At 68.3% G+C, this 22323-nt stretch carries 20 protein-coding genes; 5 read left to right on the forward strand and 15 right to left on the reverse strand.

The window, feature by feature from the left end; translation table 11 throughout:
• Window positions 1-181: 181 nt before the first annotated feature.
• The 3 genes from QHF83_RS04530 to QHF83_RS04540 are packed head-to-tail and all read left to right on the forward strand — an operon-like array spanning window position 182 to window position 2974.
• Window positions 182-1609 carry a PAS domain-containing protein gene (locus QHF83_RS04530; protein ID WP_282416522.1) on the forward strand — a complete coding sequence of 476 codons (1428 nt, stop codon included), beginning with the start codon at window positions 182-184 and terminating at the stop codon, window positions 1607-1609.
• A 59-nt stretch (window positions 1610-1668) separates the two neighbouring features.
• A complete protein-coding gene (locus tag QHF83_RS04535) occupies window positions 1669-2016 on the forward strand; it encodes a hypothetical protein (protein ID WP_282416523.1) in 348 nt (115 codons plus the stop codon).
• 4 nt (window positions 2017-2020) lie between these two features.
• Window positions 2021-2974 (forward strand): NAD(P)-dependent alcohol dehydrogenase, encoded by a 954-nt coding sequence (locus QHF83_RS04540; RefSeq protein WP_282416524.1) that lies wholly within the window; start codon window positions 2021-2023, stop codon window positions 2972-2974.
• Between the two features lie 7 nt (window positions 2975-2981).
• Here QHF83_RS04540 and QHF83_RS04545 read toward each other — a convergent pair whose 3' ends face one another.
• The 15 genes from QHF83_RS04545 to QHF83_RS04615 form a co-directional block, all read right to left on the reverse strand.
• Window positions 2982-3857 carry a hypothetical protein gene (locus QHF83_RS04545; protein ID WP_282416525.1) on the reverse strand — a complete coding sequence of 292 codons (876 nt, stop codon included), beginning with the start codon at window positions 3855-3857 and terminating at the stop codon, window positions 2982-2984.
• Between the two features lie 4 nt (window positions 3858-3861).
• Complete coding sequence (locus tag QHF83_RS04550; protein WP_282416526.1) at window positions 3862-4473, reverse strand: hypothetical protein; 612 nt, start codon at window positions 4471-4473, stop codon at window positions 3862-3864.
• 116 nt (window positions 4474-4589) lie between these two features.
• Window positions 4590-6236, reverse strand: a complete 1647-nt coding sequence (locus QHF83_RS04555; protein WP_282416527.1) for a DUF255 domain-containing protein — start codon at window positions 6234-6236, stop codon at window positions 4590-4592.
• Between the two features lie 38 nt (window positions 6237-6274).
• Entirely contained in the window at window positions 6275-7444 is a 1170-nt protein-coding gene (locus tag QHF83_RS04560) for an HAD-IA family hydrolase (protein WP_282416528.1), read from the reverse strand.
• Between the two features lie 20 nt (window positions 7445-7464).
• Entirely contained in the window at window positions 7465-8103 is a 639-nt protein-coding gene (locus QHF83_RS04565; RefSeq protein WP_282416529.1) for a sugar O-acetyltransferase, read from the reverse strand.
• A gap of 26 nt (window positions 8104-8129) precedes the next feature.
• The gene (locus QHF83_RS04570) at window positions 8130-8981 is read right to left on the reverse strand and encodes a hypothetical protein (RefSeq protein WP_282416530.1); all 852 of its coding nucleotides are present in this window, start codon (window positions 8979-8981) and stop codon (window positions 8130-8132) included.
• 20 nt (window positions 8982-9001) lie between these two features.
• Window positions 9002-9997 carry a methyltransferase gene (locus tag QHF83_RS04575; protein ID WP_282416531.1) on the reverse strand — a complete coding sequence of 332 codons (996 nt, stop codon included), beginning with the start codon at window positions 9995-9997 and terminating at the stop codon, window positions 9002-9004.
• A gap of 20 nt (window positions 9998-10017) precedes the next feature.
• On the reverse strand, window positions 10018-11217 hold the full coding sequence (locus QHF83_RS04580) for a hypothetical protein (RefSeq protein WP_282416532.1): 1200 nt from the start codon (window positions 11215-11217) through the stop codon (window positions 10018-10020).
• Between the two features lie 8 nt (window positions 11218-11225).
• On the reverse strand, window positions 11226-11852 hold the full coding sequence (locus QHF83_RS04585) for a DUF1349 domain-containing protein (protein WP_282416533.1): 627 nt from the start codon (window positions 11850-11852) through the stop codon (window positions 11226-11228).
• Window positions 11849-12694: an SDR family NAD(P)-dependent oxidoreductase gene (locus QHF83_RS04590; RefSeq protein ID WP_282416534.1), complete on the reverse strand. Its 846-nt coding sequence runs from the start codon at window positions 12692-12694 to the stop codon at window positions 11849-11851. The genes QHF83_RS04585 and QHF83_RS04590 overlap by 4 nt, the downstream gene beginning before the upstream one ends.
• A 12-nt stretch (window positions 12695-12706) precedes the next feature.
• Entirely contained in the window at window positions 12707-14104 is a 1398-nt protein-coding gene (locus QHF83_RS04595; RefSeq protein ID WP_282416535.1) for a glycosyltransferase, read from the reverse strand.
• Entirely contained in the window at window positions 14085-15875 is a 1791-nt protein-coding gene (locus QHF83_RS04600; RefSeq protein WP_282416536.1) for a 1-deoxy-D-xylulose-5-phosphate synthase N-terminal domain-containing protein, read from the reverse strand. Before QHF83_RS04600 ends, QHF83_RS04595 begins: the two co-directional genes overlap by 20 nt.
• On the reverse strand, window positions 15872-17194 hold the full coding sequence (locus QHF83_RS04605) for an aminotransferase class III-fold pyridoxal phosphate-dependent enzyme (RefSeq protein WP_282416537.1): 1323 nt from the start codon (window positions 17192-17194) through the stop codon (window positions 15872-15874). The genes QHF83_RS04600 and QHF83_RS04605 overlap by 4 nt, the downstream gene beginning before the upstream one ends.
• 28 nt (window positions 17195-17222) lie before the next feature.
• Window positions 17223-18260 (reverse strand): phosphotransferase, encoded by a 1038-nt coding sequence (locus tag QHF83_RS04610; RefSeq protein ID WP_282416538.1) that lies wholly within the window; start codon window positions 18258-18260, stop codon window positions 17223-17225.
• 618 nt (window positions 18261-18878) lie between these two features.
• Window positions 18879-20672, reverse strand: coding sequence for a hypothetical protein (locus QHF83_RS04615; protein ID WP_282416539.1), 1794 nt, complete (start codon window positions 20670-20672; stop codon window positions 18879-18881).
• A 96-nt stretch (window positions 20673-20768) separates the two neighbouring features.
• Between QHF83_RS04615 and QHF83_RS04620 the strand changes: the two genes are divergently transcribed.
• The gene (locus tag QHF83_RS04620) at window positions 20769-21155 is read left to right on the forward strand and encodes a DUF423 domain-containing protein (RefSeq protein WP_282416540.1); all 387 of its coding nucleotides are present in this window, start codon (window positions 20769-20771) and stop codon (window positions 21153-21155) included.
• 55 nt (window positions 21156-21210) lie between these two features.
• Window positions 21211-22263: a hypothetical protein gene (locus QHF83_RS04625; RefSeq protein WP_282416541.1), complete on the forward strand. Its 1053-nt coding sequence runs from the start codon at window positions 21211-21213 to the stop codon at window positions 22261-22263.
• Window positions 22264-22323: the final 60 nt, after the last annotated feature.

Below are 22323 nucleotides of genomic sequence, written 5' to 3' on the forward strand. Positions count from 1 at the left end.
TCCCCCCGTACCCACGAGTATCCCTCAATCAGGCAAATCCCGACTTGCAGGCGACACGCGTGCATTCGTGCGCACGTCTTCGACGGCGTCACTCCGTTGACACCGCCACAGGTTCACCGATAACGTGAACGACAATTGGTCTCGTGCCCTCGTTCGTGTGGGACCAAGGGGGGAGGACAGCGTGTCGTATATTGCCTACGAACAGGAGTGCGCGGAGCTACGCGCGCGGGTCGCCGAGCTCGAAGCACGTCTCGCCGAGCAGGCGCCCGCCACGACGAATGGCCATACGAATGGCCATACGAATGGACATACGAATGGACACCACCACAACGAGAGTCCGTCCGACCAGGACGGCGAGACGAGGCTTCTCCGCGCAGCCATTCACAGTCTGGCCGACGGCGTGGTGATCTGCGACAGCGTGGGCCGCCTTCTTCATTTCAACGCCGCCGCGACGGCGATATTCGGGGAGCGGAGCGAGGCCACGCCCACGGAGTGGTCGGCGCGATACGGCATCTTTCATCCGGATGGCTCGACGCCCTTCCCGGCGCCCGAAATGCCGCTCGTCCGGGCGTTGCAGGGCGAGAGCGTCGACGCCGTCGAGCTCTTCGTGCGGAGCGAGCAACTGCCGACGGGCAGGTACGTCGAATGCTCGGCGCGCGAGATCCGCGACGCGGACGGCGAGATCTGCGGCGCCGTCGCCGTCTGCCGCGATCTCGGGGAGCGAAGGCGCTACGAGGCCGAGCGCGAGCAAAGACTGCGCGCCGAGGAGGAGCGGCTCACCGCCGAAAAGGAGAGGCTCCGTATGGCGCGGATCCTCCAGAGCCTCCTCGACCACCTCGACGTGGTCGTCTGGGTGACCGACAAGAAAGGGGATTTCACGTTCCACGACGGCCATGGCTGCCCAGCCGCCGGATTCGAACGGGGCTCGCTCGTAGGGAAAAACGTCTTCGAGATTTCTCCGGGCGATCGCCTCGTGCAGCGCGCCCTCCTGGGCAACGCGGCGTACGAACGCACGCAGACGAACAGTACCTTTTGGGACAACTGGGTCATTCCGTTCGGCGAGGACGACAAGGAGGCCTCGGGTGTTCTCGGCTTGAGCCTGAATGTCACCGAGGCGCATCAGGCCAAAGCGGAGCTCGAGGCGAAGCTCGCCGTCATTCAACGGCAGCAGGAGGTCATCTTCAACCTGGAGACCCCGATCATCCAGGTCTGGGACCACGTCCTCACGCTCCCGATGGTGGGCGTCGTCGACAGCCGGCGCGCCGCGCGGGTCACGGACGACTTGCTCGCCGAGGTCTCGCGCACGCAGGCCCGCTTCGCCATCCTCGATTTGACGGGCGTCGATGTCGTCGACACGGCCACCGCCGGCCATATGTTGAATATCATCACCGCGGTTCGCCTCCTCGGGGCGGAAGGAATCATCACCGGGATTCGTCCGAACGTCGCGCAGACGATGGTTTCCCTCGGCCTCGACCTGTCGCGCGTGCGCACGCTGGCGACGCTGCGCGACGGCCTGTCGTTCGCGATTCGAAGGCTCACCGACGACGGCAGCGCCGTGCGCCGAGCCGCCGCGTTGCCCCGCCCGACCCGCAGCGCCGAGCCCGAGTGAAATGATTTGTCGAAATCCTCTTGACTAACGCACGCGAGGGCGGTGTGGTACGCGAGGCCATGGACTCCTCGCTCCAGAATGATCCAGACATTGCCGCGCTCGAGCAAGCGGCGGCGCGCCAGCGCAGGAAGAAGCTGCTCATCGTCGGCGGCGTGATCTTGATCCTCCCGCTCTACTGGGGCATGGGTTTTTCGAGCGTGCGCGCCTCGCTCGCGGAGGAGGGTTATACCGACATCGAGGTCTCGCCGTCGGGGCCGTTCGACTGGAGTTTCGAGGGGAAGAAGGGCGCCTCGACCTGCAGCGGCAGCGTCACCCGCCTGCCGTTCTCCTCCTCGAAGAGCACCTTCTGTTATTCGATCGACGCCTCGGGGCGCGCGAGCGGGTCCCTCGGCACGAGCAAGGATTGACGCGATGATCGTCGCGACGTCCCGTTCGTCCCGCGAACCTTTGCGCTCCGTCGAGCTCCCCTCGCGCCCGCTCCGCCCGGACGAACTGCGCGTCCGCGTCCGGGCCATCGGCGTCAACCCCGTCGACTGGAAAATGCGCGAAGGGGGGCCGCTCGGTACGGCCCAGCGAATCATCGGTCCGTCCGGGCCGCTCGTCGTCGGTATCGATTTCGCCGGCGAGGTCGTCGAGGTCGGGAGCGCCGTCGAGAAGCCGAAGCTCGGCGACCGCGTCGTCGGCGGCACCGATTTTTCTCGCAACCAGCGCGGGAGTTATGCCGACGAGGTCATCGTCCGCGCCGACCAATGCGCCGAGCTGCCGGTATCGGTTTCGTTCGACGACGCCGCGTGCCTCCCGGTCGCCGGTGTGACGGCGTGGCGCTGGCTCGAGGAGGCCGGGATCCCCTCGAAGCCCGGCGCGCGCGTGCTCGTGCTCGGAGGCTCGGGGGGCGTCGGGCTTTTTGCTTTGCAGCTCGCTCGCTCGTATGGCGCGACCGTGGCGGCCGTGTGCTCGGCGCGGAACGTACCGCTCGTCACGCGGCTCGGCGCCACGGCCATCGATTACAATGCAGGCGACCCGTTCGAGTCCGCTGCTCGCCTCGGCCCCTTCGATCTCGTGCTCAATGCCATGGGCTCGGCGGTGTACCCGTCGTCCGCGTGCCGGAAGCTCTTGACAGCGACGGGTTTGCTCGGGCTCGTGGTCGTTCGGCCCGCCGATTATCCTTCCCTCTTGCTCTCGCGGCGGACGAAGACGCTCCTCGGCAAACCCACGCGCGCCGCCCTCGAACCGCTCGTCGCCGCGCTCGCGAAGGGCGAGATCGAGGCCATCATCGAGGCGAAGTTCCCGCTCGCGCAGGCCGAGGAGGCGCACGTACGGTCCCGCGCCGGCAAGGTCGTCGGAAAGCTCCTGCTCGTTCCCTGAGCCGATTTTACGATTCCGGATCGTCCTGCTCCAGCAATGCGCCGAGGTGCGCGATTTGCCAGGCATGTTCCTCGCTGCGCGCCTGCTCGGCGCGGGCGCGGGTCGCCGCGGAGTCGGGGGGCGGAGTCCGGGGTGTCCACAGGGACCGAAGCCACGACGTGAACCCGCCGGGCGCCGTTTCGTCGGGTATCGAGGCCGCAGCGTCCTCGGCCGCGCGGCTCGCGGCGAGGCGAGACACCTCGATGGCGGCGCGGCTCGCCGCTGCCTGTCGTCGCTGAACCAGCCGGGCCGCAATGGCGCCGGCATCCAGCTCCGATTTCGCGGCCCACGCGGCCGGTCCCCGTAGAGCGGCCGCTTGCATCGCGGCATCGAGCTCGACGTCGGTCCACATTTCTTCGGCCTTCCATTCGTGCTCCGCGTCGGCCTCGGCCGCGGCCATCTCGGAGGCCGCCTCCACGACGATTGCCGCCGCCTCGGCCGCGGCTCTTGGCGCGCGAGCTTCCCACGCCTCGACGGCCCGGCGCGCCTCCGCGCCGACGTCTGCGAGGACGCGCGCCGGGGACAGATTCCGCTTCAGCATGGCGTCGGCCAATGCAATGTTCCCGAAGAGCCCACCCGGGGAAGGTTTGTCCTCATCCGGCGCCGGCTTCCAGGGCCATTGCCCTTCGATCCATTGCCGGACCCGTCGGATCGCCTCGTAGCTCGACGTCTCGGGCTCGCGCCGCGCTTCTCGCTCCCCGTCCAGGGCCCGGGCGGCACAATCGCAGGCAAACCGCAGGAGCACGGATGCAGGAATACCCCCCGCGTCGATCACCCGTGCGAGGCGTTCGTCCGCCGCAATCGAACCATCGGCGAGGAGATCGAATGCGTCTTTCTTGTTCAAGGGCTCAGCGACAATGATCCGGCGGCAGCGGGTTGACCGCGTCTGCCGGGGAAAACGGATACCACACGACGGCGATCGTGCTCACGCGACCCGAGCTGCACATCAAGGTCACGTCGAGGAACAGGTCCTTCTCGTAATGCTTGCAGGTCGTGTACGCGCCCACCGAATCTGTGAAATCGAGCGCCGCGGCGGCCTCCTCGCAGGTTTTACCCCAGATGGACAGCGGCCCGTCCGCGTGCTCCTTCACCCAGTCCGCCGCGCCCAGGTGGATATCGATCATCAGCCCTCCGGAGGGCATGACCGACACCGTGGGCCCGTCCTTGTATCGGATCTTGTCGCTCTTCCGTTCCCCCTTGCCCCAGGCCGCCTCGACGTCGTCGAGCGTGGCCCTGGCGCGCACGCCTGCAATGGAGAGGAAATCCCGATACCCGAAGACCTTCGGCGTGGGCGCAGGGGGCGGAGGCGGCGGTTCGGAGGGCGGCTCGGCGGTCTTTTGTTCCTGCGCCGTCGTGGTCACGGGCGGCGCGGAAGTGGCCACCGGCGGCGGGGGAGCGCTCGCGCAGCCAAGGGCGCCGAGCATCAGCACGATCGGTAGAGATGGTATCGAGGGTTTCACGCGTCCTCCTGCACGAAGCGGCGACGCAGTGTTCCACGAGGCGGCGTGCCCCTGCAAGACCCACGAGGGGCGCTGCCTCGTTGGGATCATGGTGCCCAGGAAGCCCCGCGTTTGCTTTAGCGCGCACCCGGCCAAGGAAAAACGCCCGCCTCGTCGAGCGCGAGCAAGAACTCCCCGACCATTCGGCCTTGCTCCGCCACGCCTCGCGGGCTCCCGATGGCCACGAGCGTCCGCTTGGCGCGCGTGAAAAACGCTTGATCTCCCGTGATCCGTCCGAGCCCCGCGAGGAACCGCGCGGCCTGCGCGTTGCTCACGAACGGCCGCTCGCGTCGCGCGAACACGCCCACCGCGGAAGGGTCGTTCGTGTGCGCGAAATACGCCCCCGTCGCCTCGTCGAGCAGCGTCTTCTCCATGGTCTCCGCAATCCGGAGCGCCGTGTCGCGATACGTTGCGTTTTGCGTGACCTCGAAGAGCCGCACGAGCGCCCGGCCAAACCCGGCGGCGTCCGCCAGGTAATGGACGGGCGAACGCTGCTTTGCGTCGTGCTCGATCGCGCCGCTTTGCCCCACGTGGCTTGCCATCACCAGGGCCGCGGCCCGCGTTGCCCGTGCAAGGGCGTCCTTGTCGCCCGACGCCTCGAACAGGGTGCACATCGCCGCGATGGCGAGCCCATTCTCGTAGGCATACACGTGATCGTCGACGCGCGGAACCCCGAGCTTGCGCCGCCCGGCGTCGTCGAGACGATAATACACGTCCCCGTCGATGAACGGTTTTCCCTCCTCGTGCGCGCCCACGTCCGCGTCCTGGCTCACGAGAAAACCGCCCTCGGCATTCGACAGGAAGGTCGAGAGGTACCGCGCGATCCCGCGGGCGTCCTCCAGCAGATCCTTGCGGCCCGTGGCCTTGTGCGCGGCGGCGTACGCTTCGAGGTTTGCCGCCTGGTACGGCATCAATTTCTCGTAATGAGGCTCGACCCAGGTCGAGCCCGCGGAATACTGGTAAATGCCGCCCCAGACCGGATCGAGGATCGCGCGCTGTTTTTCCAGCGTGAACACGGCGCGCCGGAGCGCGAGCGCGTCCCCGTGCGCCGCGCGCCTGAGCTCGAACAGCACGTTCGCGCCGAGCGGAGATTTCTGAAAATCGCCCCAGCTCCCCTGTTCTCGGTCGAAATAGCGGTCCATGTCGATCGAGACACGCGCGGCGATCCACGGAAGCGCCTCGGGCGGGGGGACGATCCGCGCCGGATCCGGCGCCTTCTCCCCACGCTCCGCGTCCGCCTGGGCGATCGCTTCGAGGATGGGCAAGAGCTCGTCCGGCGGGAGATATCCGCGATATTTGCCGATCTCCTCGGCGTCGGGCGAGAGCAGGATCGTCGCCGGCCAGCCCCAGTCGGCATACCGTTCGCCGATGTCCGGGCGCTCGTCGATGTCCACGCGAATGGCGACGAATTTCTCGTGGAGGAGGCGGCCCACGCGTTCGTCGAGGTACGTCGTCTCGTCCATCACGTGGCACCAGTGGCACCACGAGGCGGCGCCGTCGAGCAGAATGAATTTCCGCTCGGCGCGAGCGCGCGCGAAGGTCTCCGGCGAGAACGACTGCCACGTGAAGACTTGCTTCTTCTCCTTCGAGCGCGCGAGCGCGAGGTTCACCGCGTCCGGCGTCCCCTCGCGCACGAGCCCGCGCGGAGCGACGGGGGCCTTGGGCGCGGCGCCGCAGCCGAGGACGAGGACGAGGACGAGAGCAGGAAGCAGAAGACGTCCCATCACGCCCCACGTACGCGCGGCCCCGCGCCGCGGATCCCTCACGGATCGCCCGTGGGCTGAATGGCCGTCGTCTCGACCATCAGCATGACGGTCCTTCCCGGCGCCCTCGGCCGATGCATCACCCCCTTCGTGATGGTCACGCCTTGCTGCGGCCCGAGCTCGATCGTCCTATCCTCCAGGTCGATGAGCAGCTTGCCTTCGAGGACGAAAAAGAACTCGTCGTCCTCGTCGTGCTTGTGCCAATGGAAATCGCCCTCGATCACCCCGAGCCGCACCACGCTGCCATTGACCTGCGTGAGCGTCCGGTTCTGCCATTTCTCGGTGCACGCGGCGACGACGGCGGGAACGTCGATGCGATCGAGGTGCTGGAACTTCACGTCGAGGTTGATGTTGTACTTGTCGCGGTCGGTCATGCGAGGGCTCCTCCCTGGGCGCGATGCTACCGTCGTTCGTCGGGTTCCGCTAGGGTCCTGGGACCAGAGTTCGTCGAAATTCTCAGCACATTGGTACGAATCCTCGACCTGACGACATATACCCGAGGGGGCGAGGAACAACCGCGCAGGGTCCAGGTCCGTCAGGTCCTGCAGCACCTGGTCGGCGGCCGAGTAGTCGCACATCCTGGTCAGTTCGGTGGGTACGGCGATCACCCGCATGCCGGCCGCTCGTGCGGCTGCGACGCCGGTCAGCGAGTCCTCGACGACCACGCAGTGGCGGGGAGCCACGCCGAGCGCGGCGGCTGCTACGAGATGCACCGCGGGGTCGGGCTTCCTGCGCCGGACCTGGTCTCCGGTGACCACCGCGTCGAAGAAGCGCTCGATGTCGTAGTACCGCAGCCACCTGCGCACCCAGTCCGCGTCCGACGACGACGCCACCGCCAGGGCCGTTCCGGCGTCCCGCAGCCGGGCCAAAAGCTCCCGCACGCCGGGCATCAAGCAGACGTGTTCGGGGACGAAATGCTTGTCCCACAGCTCGGTGAGCCGTTCGCGCAGCCGTTCTGTGGTCTGTCCGTGGCCGGTGGAGGTCAACAGAATGTCGAACAGCCGGGAGTAGCCGTCGGCGTTGCCGCAGACTTCGCGAGCCCATAACGTCGCCGGGAGGGCGGCGCCGTGCTCGGCGAAGAGCGCGGAGCACGCGAGGAAGTCGGCTGCGACGGTGTTGACCAGGATCCCGTCGTGATCGAAGATCACGGCTTTGACCGGGCCGGTCACAGCGGCGGGCCTCCGTGCATTCACGTGGTCACGCTCCTTTCGTCCGAGGGGGACAGGTGGCGAATGACGCGGGCGGGGTTGCCCACCGCGACCACGCCGGGCGGCAGGTTCTTGGTCACCACGCTTCCCGCGCCCACGACTGTGTCGCGACCGATGGTCACGCCGGGCAGGACGATGACGCCGGCGCCGAGCCACACGCCGTCCTCGATGGTGATGGGGCGGGCTTCTTCCCTGCCGGCACGCCGCAGCTCGGGATCCAGGCTGTGACCACCCGTGAGCAGCTGGCACCTGGGAGCGATCATGACGTGGGAGCCCACCGTGATGGGGGCGCAGTCGAGCAGGAGCACGTCAAAGTTGATTTTCGTTCCGGCGCCGATCCGGATGAAGAAGCCGAATTCGCAGATGAACCGTGGCATCACCCAGCCTCCCGGCCCGAGCTCGTCCACCAGATTGCCGAGGATGTTCTCGCGGGCCGCGAAATCGGATAATCGCGTATCGTTGAACTCGTCGAGCAGTTCCATGCAGCGCCTCCGATACGGGCGCAGCACCGGGTCGTACGCGTCGTACGGCAGACCGGAGGCCATCCGCGCCTTGAACGCGTCGATTTCTTCCCGGAGCGTTTCACGCGGGGTGTCGCCGGTCGTGTCGGTGTCAGCCATGGGTGTTTCTCGGTCTTTCTCGGTCGTCATCGTCGGCGCAGCCGAAGTGTGATGGGCACGTGGTCGGACGCGGCCGGTGTGCCGCCGGAGGGAGCCAGTCGCGCGTCGTCGACCGGCTGGTAGGATTCCAGCGACCCCACAAGCGAGGGCGAGAGCAGGAAGACGTCGCTGCGGCGCGCCGCATCTCCGGGCGGATGCAATCCGTAGGTCGGTCTGCGGTCGCCGGTGTGGGCGCCGGCATCAATGAACAGCGGATCGTCGGGGTCCCCGAGGAGCCGCTGCAGCGGAGCGCGGTCGGCGTGTTTGTCTCCCGGCATCAGGTGGTCGGCGCGGCGGTGCCGCGGTAGGGCGGTCCAGTCCGGTTCGAGGTCGCCGGGCGGAACGGTGTTGGCATCCATTGCCAAAACCGTGGTCGTGTCCGGGGCGGCGAACTGGCGCAGCCGGTCGGATTCGATCAATCGGTTCACGGGGCTGAAGGGATCCAGGTGAGCCACCGCGAAGCGCAGGGGGTGGGACCAGCCGGGTAGGTGCAGGGTGACACTGCCGTGACCGTGCCAGGCCGAAAGGTCCGGCCGGCTCGGCTCCACCGCGACGACTCGGGCGCCGGGCTCCCAGAAGATGGCCATGTTGCAGCCGGTCTTCGCGGTGAACAGGGCGCCGTCCATGCCGAGAGCGGCCTTGGCATCCTTGAAATACGCCTCCTCACCGAAATGCCAAGCCCAGCCTTCGGTCGTCATCAGGACCCGGGGACGTAGCGCGGAGATGAGGTCGCGCTGCAGGTGCCAGCGACGGTTGTCGCCGTACAGGCGGTCGATTCCCGCCTCGTGCAGGTTCCAGAACATCACCACATCGGTGTGTGCGTCACGGCCGTTGATCACGCGAGCACCTCCCTGCCGGCTCACTTGATGGCTACGATCATGGATTCGGGACCGTCGAGCTCTTCGACGCGCACCTTGCAAAATCCAGCCTCGGCGAGCCAGGCTCGGCATTCTGCGCCGGTGTAATCGTATCCGCCGGGCACCTCGGCGTGCATCATCAGGCTGAGGATGAGGCCCAACGCATTGCGGCGCCGATCGTCGTCGATCAGGGTTTCGTAAATGAGGAGCGCGCCCCCCTGGGGCAGCGCCTGGTGAGCCTTGCGCAGCAGCTGAAGTTTTTCCTCGCGGCCCCAGTTGTGCAGGACGTGGCCGAGCACCAGGACGTCGGCGGAAGGAAGCGGGTCGCGGAAGAAATCACCCGGCTGGAAGGCCATCCGGTCGGCGAGGCCGAGATTGCGGGTGTACGCCTCGAAGCCGGGTCGGGCCTGCGGCAGGTCGAATCCGATCGCGGTCAGGTGGGGATGCTGCCGCAGCACCTGGCCAGCGAGCGCGCCTTCGGCGCAGCCGATGTCAGCCAGGGTGCGATACTGCTGCCAGGGGAAGCGCTCGGCGATCGCCAGCGCCGACCCCATGCTCAGCGCTGTCATGTCCCGCTGAAAAGCACGAGTGGATTCGGCGGAGTCGTAGACGGCCTGGTAGAAGTCCTGGCCGTCGCGTGCCCCGCGCAGCGCTTCCCCGGTGCGCAGCACATTGGTCAGGTCGTCTGCCCATCCGGAGCATTGGGCCAGGTAGCTGTCGCCGAGATAGGTGGCCGGCTTGTTCGCGTCCAGATATTCCGCGGACTCGGGCACGTTGGTGTACCGGCCGTCGGCACGGTCGAGCAGGCCGAGGGCCACGAGAGCGTCCAGGAAGTCGGTCACCGCCGCGGGGGTGATGCGCAGCCGGTTGGCGGCTTCGGCGGCGGACAACGGCTCCTTGGCCAGCTCGGTGAACACCCCCAGAGCGATGGCGCTGAGCATGGTCTTGGTCTTCCAATGCGCCCAGAACAAATCCGAAATGGGTTGGGGCGAGGTCATGTGGTGAACTCCTTCCTTCGTCATCGGCCGACCGCCTTGACCGGCGGCGCCGAGGGGACGGGGTCCGGCCGGACGTCCGCCGCCGTCCGGGCGAGCCGGGCTGCGACTGCGACCGCCAGGCCGGCGAGCAGCGTCAGTGCGACGATCGACAAGGGGATCAGGGCCGGGCGCCGGGGATCGGCGACCAGGCCGATGAGGTACGGCAGCAGGCTGCTGCCGCACAGGTTGGCCAGCAGCAGCACGGCGCTCACCCGCCGCGGCACGAGCAAGGTGGCGTTCGCCCAGGCCAACAGCGTGGAGAAGACCGGGCCGAGGGCGATGCCGGTCACCGCGTAGGCCCCGGCCGCCCATCCGCTGGCGGCGGTGACCAGACCCGCGGCCCCGGCCGACAGGCAGAGCAGGATCATCCGGGGCGAGGCGAGGCGAGCTGCGGTGAACGGCAGCACCAGGCGACCCACCACCAGCCCGGCCCAGAACAGGCCGCTCAGCCGTGCCGCGTCTGCCGAGGAGTGGCCGATGGCGTGCAGATGCGTGGATTCCAGTGCGCCGATCGAGCTCTCGATGCCGGCGTAGGCCAGGGCGGCCAGGCCGAGGATCGCCAGGAATCGCCGGGGGGCCCGATCCACGACCACGACGGGTGCGGCGGCCGTCTCCGGCGCGCCGAGGGCTTCCGCCGTCCCGGGGGCGGAGCCGTCGGCGCCCGCCCAGGGAAGGAGCGCGGCGGCCAGCACGGCGGTGGCCAGCAGCAGGCCCGAGACCTGGTGCCGTTCGCCCACCAGCACGGGCCCCAGCACCGCGCCCGCACCGAAACTCGCGTGCAGCACGTTGAGCAGCACGATTCCGGTGCGTCCGGGGTACCGGCCAAAGAGGGTGTTCTGGTGCAGGATCAGACCGCCGTAACCGGCTCCGCACACGGCGGCGCACACGTTCAGCGTCGGCCACGTGGGCGCGTACGCCATCCCCACACATCCGCTGACGAAGGCGGCCAGCACCACCGTCACGGCCCGCCGTGAAAGCACCTGCCTCCGGCCCGGCCCGCAGAGCGCGATCGAGGCCAGCGCGCCGACGTTGTACAGCACGACCAGCTCGGTCCCGCTCGCCGCGGGCATGTCATAGACGTCTCTGAGCAGCGGCAGCGCGGCCCCCAGGGCTCCCGTGACGACGCCCAGCAGCACCGACAGCAGAAGCTGTAGGGCGAGCCCGGACCACCGAAGCGGCAAGGGGGGTCTCATCGGTGATCCCGCCAGGCGGTCGAACGGAGCCGCATGGGCTCGAACTGCGCCGAGGCGGCGTCGGAGAACGGAGCCTGGACGAAGATGCCGAGCCGCACCTGCCGCGTGGTCCGGGCGAGGTAGGTCCGCACGAAGCGCCAGTCCTCGTGACGGTGTTGCCGGAAGAGGACGGCGACCCTGCGGCCTTCGCGGGTGACCATCACGTCCGCCGCGGGCTGGTCCAGGGCCGGTCCCATGGCTTCGTCGGACTCCGGCCGCGACAGCACCGTCACCACGGCCCAGCCGCCGGTCCGGGGCCGTTCCACACAAACCTTCAGCCAGCCGTCGTCGCCGTGCAGGGCGATACCGCCGGCGTCGCCGAATGCGCTGCCGTCGACCGTGATTCGACTCCAGGCGGTGAAGTCGCCGTCCACCGGCCGCTGCAGCAGCGGCAACCGGTCGATGTCGTAATGGCCGGGCATCGCGTACAGGTCGCTCCGACCGGGGGCCACGACGGTCAGGGATCCGCCCGCCCGTGACCAGCGGGCCGGCGCGCGCGACCAGGACCAGCCGTCGCCGTAGTCCTCCGTGGCGGTGTCGAGCGGTCCGCCCGTGGCGTCAGGGGGCAGGGGGGAGGTGCTCACGGCGCCGTCATCCCCCCGTCCACGCTGATCGCCTGGCCGGTGATTTTGGTAGCGCAGGCCAGGAAGACCACCGCCTGCGCAATGTCCTGGGGGGTCTGGGTTTGGCGCTGCGGCACCATCTGTCGCATGCGCTCCCAGCACTCGTCCTCGGTCTCGCCGGGCCGGGTGAATTCCGACAGCAGATAGCGCCACATATTGGTGCGGATGATCCCCGGGCACACCGCGTTCACGCGGATGTGGTCCTTGGCGACCTCCAGGGCGAGGGAGGCGGTGAAGCCGATGACCCCGAACTTGGCGGCGCAGTAATGGGCAACCTTGCCGAATCCCGCGCGGCCGGAGACCGAGGAGAAGTTCACGATCGCCCCGCCGCCGGCAGCCCGTAGCAGAGGCAGGGCATACTTCGACGACAGGAACACTCCGTCGAGATTGCCCGAGATGACCTGCTGGAACTCGGCCAGCTCCATCTGCTCGACCGGGCTGACATGCGTCACGCCGAACGCGTTGACCACCACGTCGAGCCGACCTACGTCCCGCATCAGGTCCGCGTACAGCCTGCGGACCGCCGCTTCGTCGGTGGCGTCGGTCTCCACGGCGCGGACGCTCAGCCCGGCCTCGGTCAGCCGAGCCGTAAGCTTCTGGGCGTCCACGAAGCCGCCGACCCGGGTCGATTCGTACTGGTTGAAGGCCGAGGGCAGCCGATTCGTGTCGACGACGACCACGTCGGCACCCAGTTCGGCCAGCGCCTCCACCACGGCGGCGCCGATGCCCCGGCCGCCGCCGACGACCAGCGCTTGTTTGCCGGTGATGTCGTTCAGCGCCCGTACATGTTGAGAATTATTCATTTTTTTTTACGCTCAACGGGTGAGGGTTGGTGCGCCGACCGGTTCGGGAGCGAGCGAGTACGTCAGCGGCGGCAGGACGAGCGCGTCCATCAGCCGGGGAAAAGCCCGGTAGTCGGCCAGGTTGCGCTCCGGCTGGGTCACGATCCGGCGCAGTGCCTCGCGATCGCCGCCGGTCTCCTCGCCGAGGGCCTCGATCGCCGCCAGGACCTCGTCGTCGCGCCGCTGGAAGTAGTCGATGAACAGGCGCTCGGCTCTTCGCAGGGCCCAGGAGAGGTCGACGCCGGCCCGCGGGTGTACCCTGAGCCGCTCGGCCACGGTTCGGTCATGGTCCGCGTCCGCCACCTGGCTGTCCGCGCAGGGCGGGGGATGGGCTGCGGTCCCCGCCAGCGCGTCCAGGAACGTCCGCTCCTCGTACGGTCGCCGAGAGCGCACCTGGGCCGGTGCGAAGTCGCGGCGGAGGAGCTTGTCGACCAGGACCTCCTCGTCGATCCGGCCAAGGGGCTCGGACCTGTTCATCGTGAACGCGGTGGTCGCGTCGAGCACGGTGGGCAAAAGGTTGCGGGCGGGCAGCAGCTCGACGGCCGGGCCGATGTCGGCAGCCAGCACCGGCACCCCGTGGGCGAGGGCCTCGAGCACCACGCGGCCGAGGGTTTCCCGGGACGCCGTGCTCGGAAAGAGCAGGACGTCGATGCCCGAAAAGAAGGCGTCCAGTTCGCTCGGATCCAGGATCCCGAGCAGCCGGACCACATCGTGCGGCACGCCCTCCTGGGCGAGCTGCTCGCGCACCGGGCCGGACTCCCACCGCGGATGGTTGGGTTTGCCCGCGTATACCAGACGCGCACGACCGTCGCTTTCGCGATGACAGCGGGCGAAGACCGACAGCACCTGGTCGAAGTTCTTCGCCAGGGACAGGGCGCCGAGGTAGCCGATTCGCAGAGGCTCGTGCGCGGAGCGGACCGGGGCCGCGGGCCTGCGGGGCAACCGGTCCAGCATCGGGTAGGCCACCGCTGAATTGGCCTCGGTGATCGACGGGAAGGCGCTGATGTACAGCTGGCGCGTGTACTCCGTGGGGAAGAGCACCAGGTCATGCTCCTGGAGCAGGGGAGCGCACAGTTCCTCCTGGGCCCAGTAGCCGGACCACAGCGCCGTGTGCACCTCGCGGACGATCCGGAAGGCCCGGCCGGTTCGCTTTCGCCAGCAGTGGTAGAGGAACGCGTACGGGCCGCTGCCCGCGTACACGGTCTCGCCCCGGCAGGCGTGGCGGATACTGGCCGGGCCACGGGTCAGGTCGTGCCAGGATACCTGGCAGCGCCGGGGGAGCAGGCGGGCCATCTCCTGGTGCATGAGGATCGCGCCGTCGACGATGCCCCCGGTGTCCGCGGAGCGGTAATCATGCATATGCAGGCACATCGTCCACCTCCTGGGAGCCGAGCCGAGTGAGCAGTCCGCGCAGCGTCTGCGGGTCCATGCCGTGCAGCGCCAGCTGCCGGGCGTGGACGCGGTTGGCGATGTCGTGCCGGATGCCGTGCACCTCGAGGGGCAGCAGGTACTTGGCGCGCAGCCGTTCACCGAAGCCGCCCTGGGCGCCGTTGTATTCGACGCTGGCGATCCGTCGGCAGCCGGCAAGCACGGCGAGGGTGTCGGGGGGAAGCTCGGGGTCGAGAGCCGCGCAGTGCAGATGCGGCAGACCGACGTCCCGGTTGGCCTCGGCGACGAGGACGGAGGCATACCCGAAGGTCACCAGGGCCGCCCGAGGGCGCGCCGTTGCGGGCGGGGTCATCCACACCGCGCCGTCCAGCCTTGAGGAGCAGTCGATGCCGGGCGGGGTGAAGCTGGCGTCGACCATGCTGGCCACGTGGGCGGTGCCGGGGTGTGCGGCCAGCCGGTCCAGGACGGCGTTGAACTCCGCGGGCGTGATTGGCTCGTAGACCCGGACCCCCAAAAGCAGGCCGAGCAAATTGGTCGCGTTGTGCGCGCCGCCCCAGGCACCCCAGCTGCGACCGGCCAGCACGAGCAGATTGCGGACGCTCGTGCTGGCCTCGGTGACCATGCTCAGGGAGTCCATGTAGTACATCGCATCGGTGGCGATGACCTTGAGGGTGTCCTCGGGCAGCAGGAGGGTCAGACCCACGCTGAGGGTCTCGGCCAGCCCGGTGTTGTCGTATGGGAGGTGCCCCCGCAGGCCGAACCGGGCCGCCATGTCGGCCGTGAACACCGCGAGCTCCTGACCGGTGCGCTGCTGGTATGCCGCAAGCATCCGGCCGCTGGTGCCGGCAAAGGACGGCATGGTCGGCTTCGCGTTGCCGTTGGCCGGCTTCGCGGCGCCGTTGGCCGGCTTGAAGCTATGTTCGCCTTTGCGGGTGTGGCACACCAGCGCGGCGGATCCCGGTCGGTGAAGCAAGGCGCCCAGGGCGTGCTGGATGGCTTCGGCGTCCTGGCCGTCGACCTGGTGGACCTGGGGCAGGAAACTCGCCAGGTAGTTGGGGTTGAGCGGTTTCCGTAGGGGTTCGATACCGCATCCGTTGGCGTCGACGACCAGGACCAGGTTGCTCAGGCCCATTTCGTAGGCGAAGCGGAGGCATTCGAAGGTCACGCCCTCCTGGAGTTCGCCATCGCCGGCCAGGCAGACCACCTTGCGCTCGTCCCCTCGCCGGGCCAGGTCCATGGCGAGGCTGACGGCCTGGGCCACGCCCACGCCGAGGCTGTAGCGCATGGTGTTTTTGAAGCCGAGGTCCCGGTGGATCACCCCGGTCAGCCCGCCCTGGTGCAGCGTGGTGAGAGGGGCCAGCGGGAAGGAGCCTCGGACGTAGGACTCGGCATAGAAACCCGGCGCGATGTGTCCGCGGCCGACGATCAGCTCTGCCGGAGCCTTTCCGACCTCGGGTATGAGGTCGAGTTCGAAGCAGGCACGGATCAATTGCAGGGACGACAGGCAGCTTTGGTAATTGCCCGACCCGGCGATCTCGTGCATGCGCAGCAGCACCTGGGCGCTGTCGTGGTAGGCCCGTTCGGGCACGGCGGCGGCGAGCTTGCGCAGCTCCTCCACCAGGGGCTGGTGCCCGTCGTAATCACCTTCGGCGATCTCGGCGAGCTCGCGTTGCACCAGCGCGCGCTCCTGCGGTGTCAGCTTGGGCAGGGCGGCCAGGGCCGGCTGCTCGAAACGTTTCCTCAGCGTGCTCATTGGCAACCTCCGCAGACCGCGTCGAGGGCGTCGCCCAGGATGTCCAGCATCTCGTCGGCCTCCGTTTTGCTGGTGACGAAGGCCGGGGCCATGACGATCCAGTCGTCCTGGCCGCGGATGACCAGCCCACGCTTCAGGCACGCCCGGGCGACCGCGGCACCGATGCCCCTGCCATGAGCGCCGCTTTCGGCCAGCTTGACGCCATAGAGCAGGCCGATGGCGCGCAGGTCGCCGCGCCCGGCAATCGTGGACCGCAGCCGCGGCTCGAGGTACTCCGATAGGCTCTGGATTCGGGTCAGGAAGGAGCCTTCGTGGAACAGCCGCACGGCAGCGGCACCCGCGGCGGATGCGATCGGATTGGCCGCGTACGTGTGCGAGGGCGCGAAGGACAGCTGTCCGCCCGATGTACCCAGGATCTCCGCGACCTTTTGGGACATCAGCACGGCGGCGAGCGGGCTGTAGCCTCCGGATATTCCCTTGCCGACGCAGAGCATGTCGGGGCTGACGTCGAAGGTTTGCGCGGCGAAGGGCTGCCCGGTGCGCCCGAAGCCGGTCACGATTTCGTCGAAGACCAGCAGAACGCCGTATCGGTCGCAGATCTCCCGCAGCCGGGACAGGTAAGCCGTGGTGGAGACGGCCATACCCCGCAGATGGATCACGGGCTCGACGATGACGGCGGCCACCGAATCCGGCCCTTCCGCCTGGATGGTCCGCTCGATCATCGAGGCCGCGAGATTCTGAGCGATCTCGGCATCGACGCCCCAGAACTCCTCCAGGCAGTCCGGGGGCCATACGTGAACGATGCCCGGGACGCCAGGGCCGAACCGCGTGACGTCGGGCCGTCCGGTCAATGACAACGACCCGAAGGTGGAGCCGTGGTAACCGTGGTAATGGCTCAGGATCTTGACCTTGCCGGGATTGCCGTGGGTTCGGTGGTACAGCCGGGCCAGCCGCATGGCCGCTTCGATGCTCTCCGAGCCGCCATTGACCAGTTTGGCGGCGGTGATCGAGGCCGGAGCCAGATCGACCAGGGCGCGGGCCAGCTCCAGCGCGGGGCGGTTGGTGCCGTGTAGCGGTGGATTGAATGGCAGCACGCGCAGCTGGTTTTTGATGGCGTCGATGATCGGCTGGCAGTCGTAGCCGAAACAGGTGACGAACACACCGGATAGTCCGTCGAGGTATTGCCGGCCCGCGGTATCGAACAGGCGGATTCCCTTCGCCGAGTCGAACAGCACCGTGTCGGAGGAGTATGGCACCTCGAAGCAGTAGGCGGACAGGTCGGCGGGCCAGGTGGCGGACGCAGCCGTGTCAGGGCTCATGATGAACTCCGTGTGGGTGGTTGAGGGTTCAAGCGACTGGGCAGGCCGTAAGAAGGGCGTGAAGGTGAAGCCTCCGGGTCGATGACAGCAGCTCGAAGTAATCGCTCCACAAGCGGCTGAGAATGCCGCGGACCAGGATGTCCTTGGCGATGTCCACGATGACGGGAAGCGAATGGGCCAGCAGCAGCGGCATGAGCAGCCGCGCCTCGCCAGGCTGCAGAAGGCCCCGCGCGCGGGCGGCTGCCAAAAAGGCGCTCAGGCCGTCGGCCCGCGCCGAGGGATCCGCCACGCCTCCGGTCACTTCCGCTATCCAGGCCAGATCCAGCAGCCGATCGCCGACGTGCAGGTTGTCGAAGTCCAGAATCGCCAGGACGGTCGGCTGTGCGCCGGAGGCGGGCACAAGGAAGTGGTGATAGTGCAGGTCGCTGTGGACGACGGACGGCCTGTCGGGCGACTCTCCGACCACGGGGATCCCGGCCTGGTGCATCAGGGCTCCCGCTCGAATGACGCCACGCAGGGCGGAGGCCGCCGCGCGCGACCATGCGTCGTCTCGGCGCTCCGCCATCGGCAGCAATCGTTTCTCGGCATCCGCCAGAGCGACAGGCCAGCGTTCCTCCTCGACCATCCGGGGCAGAGGAATGGGGGCGAGGTCCGCCATGACACCGTCAGGCAGCCGGTCCAGGGCGTAGCGAAGGTCCAGCCCGGCGCGCGCGACGGCGGCGGCCTGGGCGGGTGTGCTCCGGCGGGCCGCAATGCCTGGACACCGGGGCAGTAATTCGCACACGAGCCCGTCGCACCACACGCTGGTGCTGCCGTCCACGGCTGGAACGGCCTCGAGGACGGGCACGCCGTGGGCCCGGCAATGTGCCATGACGTTTTCCTTCAGCGGATAGAACTCGGGTTTTCGCGCCGCGCCGCGATTGAGCTGGACCTTCAGAACATGCCCGGCTCCGGCGGAGCCGATGTGCCATAGGCCGGCGGTGTGGCTGAGTGGCTCGGCGTTTTGCACCGACAGGGGGCTCACCGGCAGATCGGACCATCGGGTTCCCCAGAATGTCCCGAGCACGGTGCGGACCCATTCCTCGGAGCCGGGGGGAATACGGCCCGCTGCCGGTAGGCCCTCCGCTCGTGCCATTGTACGGTTCTGCTCGCTGCGCATAACGAAACGTCCCTGGGTGAGCTGGTCCGGCGCGCTCGTCCCCCGCGCCCGTCCCATCGACCCAGTGCAGTCCGCGTGCCACGCGGATTTACGCCGTAAACGACGCCCTGAACGACGCTCGTATCAACGGACTGTGGCGTATGGCTTGCGCGACCGCGCAACCTGGCTTGCGCGATCGCGCAACGGCCGAGCAGCCTCCGTCCCTCGAACGGATCCAGTGCCAGCAAAACCTCCAAACCTTCGTCTCGACCCTCTCCGAATGGCCTGCCCACCCGCACACCAGCCCCGCCCCCGATCCTCCGCGGGTATGGCGACGCGCTGCTGCCGTCGTCGAGAAGGGAGCTGGCTTTGCGGGGGCTCGTTCAGAGGTCGAGGAGATCGTCACCCGAACGCTGGAAACCACGCCGCAAGCCTGCACGCATGGGAGCACGCGGCAAAAAGACGCCGCTCATCCAACGATGGCTCGCTCGGCATCCGAGGTTCCACGTGCACTTCACGTCGATCCACGGCTCATGGCGAGTGCTTCTAGAGGTTCAGCATATGGAGCGCGATCGCCGCGGCGCGCTCCGTTTTTCGTTCTTCGAGGTACGCCGTGATCTCCGGGACGAGCCCGACGAGCTTCCCGTATTCGCCGAGCGCGCGCGTTCGGGCCCTGGACACCTCGCCGAAGTAGATGTGCGTGACTTTCTTCTGATCGGCCGGGTCGACGGGCTGCATGTAGCCGCGCAAAATCGCGCGCGCCGTATCCATCGATGCGCCGGGCGCGCCCGAGGCGTGGAACGCAATCACACGCTCGAACGAGGGCTGGAAATTCGTCCAAACCTGCGCCGTCGCGGCATCGGTCGGAATCGGCGCGAGGGCCTTTGGTTCGAGCCAGGCGCGCACCTCGGCGTGCCGCTCGATCCATTCCGGATGAACCAGGAGGGCGCTCGCCGCGACCGACCACAAGGGCTGCTCGTACGCAGGGTAGGCAATCGCCGGATGATGTTCGTCGCGGCTCCGGTCACGCGGGCCGACTTGCTCGGGCTTCGCCGTGAGAAGCTTTTCGAGGAGCTTCACGCGCCGCGCCTCGTCCACGCCTTCGAGACCCAGCGCGACATCCATGCGGCAAACGGACTCGGTGTCGAGGCGGATGCGCTCTCCGTCGAAGATCGGCGCGATGAACGCGTCGAAGCGTCGTGACGCCTCGGCGGGTGGCATCCAGTGGCCAAGCTCCCTGAGGACGTAGCAGCGGGGCGCATTGAAGCGCAGCGTCTCGAGCTCCTGGTCGAGCTCGCGCACGCGGGCGAGCGCGGCGGCCTCCGAGACCTTTCCAACCCCGGGCTCGACGTGGAGCAATTCCTCCCGGACATGGTGTTGCTCTCGCCGCGGCCGCGGGAGTTCCGCCGTTCCGACCGATTTCTGGGGAGTATCGAGATCGAAGAGCGCCGCGCGCGCCACCTCCGCGAGGTCCCGCGCCGCGCCCGGAATGCCTCGCGTCAGCGGCACCTCGCCTCTCGCCGCGAGGATCTCGTTCACGAGCGCCCGCGCCTCTTGCTCCAGGCCAAACCGCACGCCGAAGGCGCCTAGATCGTTGATCTGCAGGATCACGAGCTCCAGCGAGGCCGCGTCCGCCGGCCCATCGAGCCGCCGCTTGATTTCGGGGAGGGTGGCGCGGAGGAGCGCTGGCCCCTCGGCGCCTTCTGCGCGCTCGGGATGTCCCCAGAGCATCTGGGCATAAATGGCGGAGGTCGCGCCGTGCAAGAGGATCTGCTCGCGCGCGTCCTTGCTCGTGCGCACCCGTTCGAGCAGGAGCCGCCGGCCCTCCGGGACATTGTCGACCACCCAGTACGCTGGAATGCTGGCGAACGCGAGATAACGGACGAGGGATTTCGGCGGGCGCGGCCCGGGTTCGTCCGGACCGAGCTCGTACTCCGTGATGCTCGCCTCGTCTCGCTTGGCGAGCGCCATGAGGATCTCCGCGTCGTGCACGGTGCGAATGCGCGCGACGAGCAAGCGTGAGAAGGCGAGGGTTTTTTCGTCGAACGCCGCCGCGCTCTCCGCTTCGAGCTCTTCGCGGCAAGGCGGCGCGAGCAGCAGATCACTCACGTCGGGGAAAAGCCGCGGGAGCGTTTCGAGGATATGGGCTCGAACGAGCGGCGAGGCGCGCTCGGCTCGTTCCCGCTCGCGCCGCATCAGGGCGAACATCTCGTCGGGGACGGGACGGCCGACCTTTGGGACCGCGCCGGTGAGGCACGGCGGAGCGCTCATCCACTGCGTGGCCGAGCAGGCCGAGAGCGCGAGGGCGAGGGCGATGGGGACGGCGGCACGGACTTTCATCGGGCGGGCAACATACGCGACAACCGGGCTCCGTCCCAGGTACTTTCGTGCTTCCGGGGCCGTGCACGAACGCCGCGCGCGCGTCACGCTCCACGCATGGAACGTTTTTCCCTCCTGCTCGCCGGCGTGGTCGGCTTCCTCGGGGTCGCGCTCGGCGCGTTCGGGGCGCACGGCCTCAAGAAATGGGTCACGCAGTTCCCGGACGCCGAGCAGCGCCTCGTCTGGTGGCAGACCGGATCCCAATACCACCTCCTCCACGCCATTGCGATTGGCCTCACGGCACTCCACCCCACGCCGACGAAGGAGGGCAGCGCCCTCGCGCCCTGGTTCTTTCTCGGCGGCATTTTTCTATTTTCGGGCAGCCTCTACATCATGACCCTGACCGGTCGCCGCGTGCTCGGCGCGGTCACGCCCCTCGGCGGCCTCTTGCTCCTCGCCGGCTGGCTCGCCATTGCGTTGAACGCCCTCTTCGCGACGGCATGACTCCTGCTAGGGCCGGCATTGCCGGGGCGCGGATGGGCGCCCCGAAGGAGCCAGAATGATCCTTGCTTTGACCTCCAAGTCTCGTCGTTCGTCTCCTGCGGCCCGCCGGCGTGCCACTCTGCGCCACGGGCGCTCCCTGATCGCCAGGGAGAAAGCGCGCCTCGTCGCCCATTTCCGTACGGTCCTCGCCGAGCTCCGCGCCCGTGACACGAGCCACCTGTCGACCGAGCAACGCGCGGCGCGCGCGGGCCTGATCGTCGAGCTCCAGCGTTATGCCCGCACGGGGCGTTTCCCGCGCAACCTCGATTTCCCCGTGATCCGCATGCCCTATTTCGTCGACGCGTTCGGCACGCGTTGCGCGATGGCGCACCTCATCGAGTCGACGGGCGATACCGATCTCGTGGCGCGCGTGGCAAGGACGGCGAACAACGCGTTCATTCGCGAGATCGAGGGAGACGCTGCGCTCCGCGCCTGGCTCGATCGGGCCGGGCTCACGGCGTCCGAGGCGGCCCGGATCCAGCCGTCGTATTGCTTCGTCACCAAGGCCGAGGCCTGCTTCTGCCAGAACACAGGCATCGATCCGGTCGCCGTGGCCGAGGCGACCGTGACGGCGATCCAGTCGGACGGCAGTGGCAAAGCGAAGGTCGACGTCCTCCACGGCGATGCCTCCACCTCCACGATGGTGGGCGACACCATCGACGTCTACAACGCAGGGCCCGTCGGTTCCCCGCTGCTCGTTGCCATCAGCAACAACGGCCCCTCGGGAAGTGCGGTGCGGCTCGAAGCGGATGGCAACGTCCAGCTCACCTGCTCGTTCGACGTGCCCAAGATCTCGAAACAGGACGCGATCAATGCAATGCTCGCGACGCCGAGCGGCGGCGAGGTTTCTGGCTGCACGGACTACCTCACGAAGAAGGACGCTGTCTGGGGCGAGTCGCAGTGTGGAGGCGAGGTCGACGACGACGGCGGCTGCGCGCTCACGGCCGGAGGCGGTGGAGGCGCGTCTTCGTTGCTCCTCGGGTCGCTCGTGCTCGCCGCGGCGACGTTCGCGCGGCGGAGGCGTGCCCGGAGGCGGAAGGCGTCGCCGCAGGCCACATCCAATCGCTGAAGCATCCACGAACGAGCTCCGGGGCGTCCGGTCTGGACAGGCCCCGGAGGCTTCGGTATA

This window comes from Polyangium sp. 15x6 (assembly GCF_029960785.1).
Taxonomy (GTDB): Bacteria; Myxococcota_A; Polyangia; order Polyangiales; family Polyangiaceae; genus Polyangium.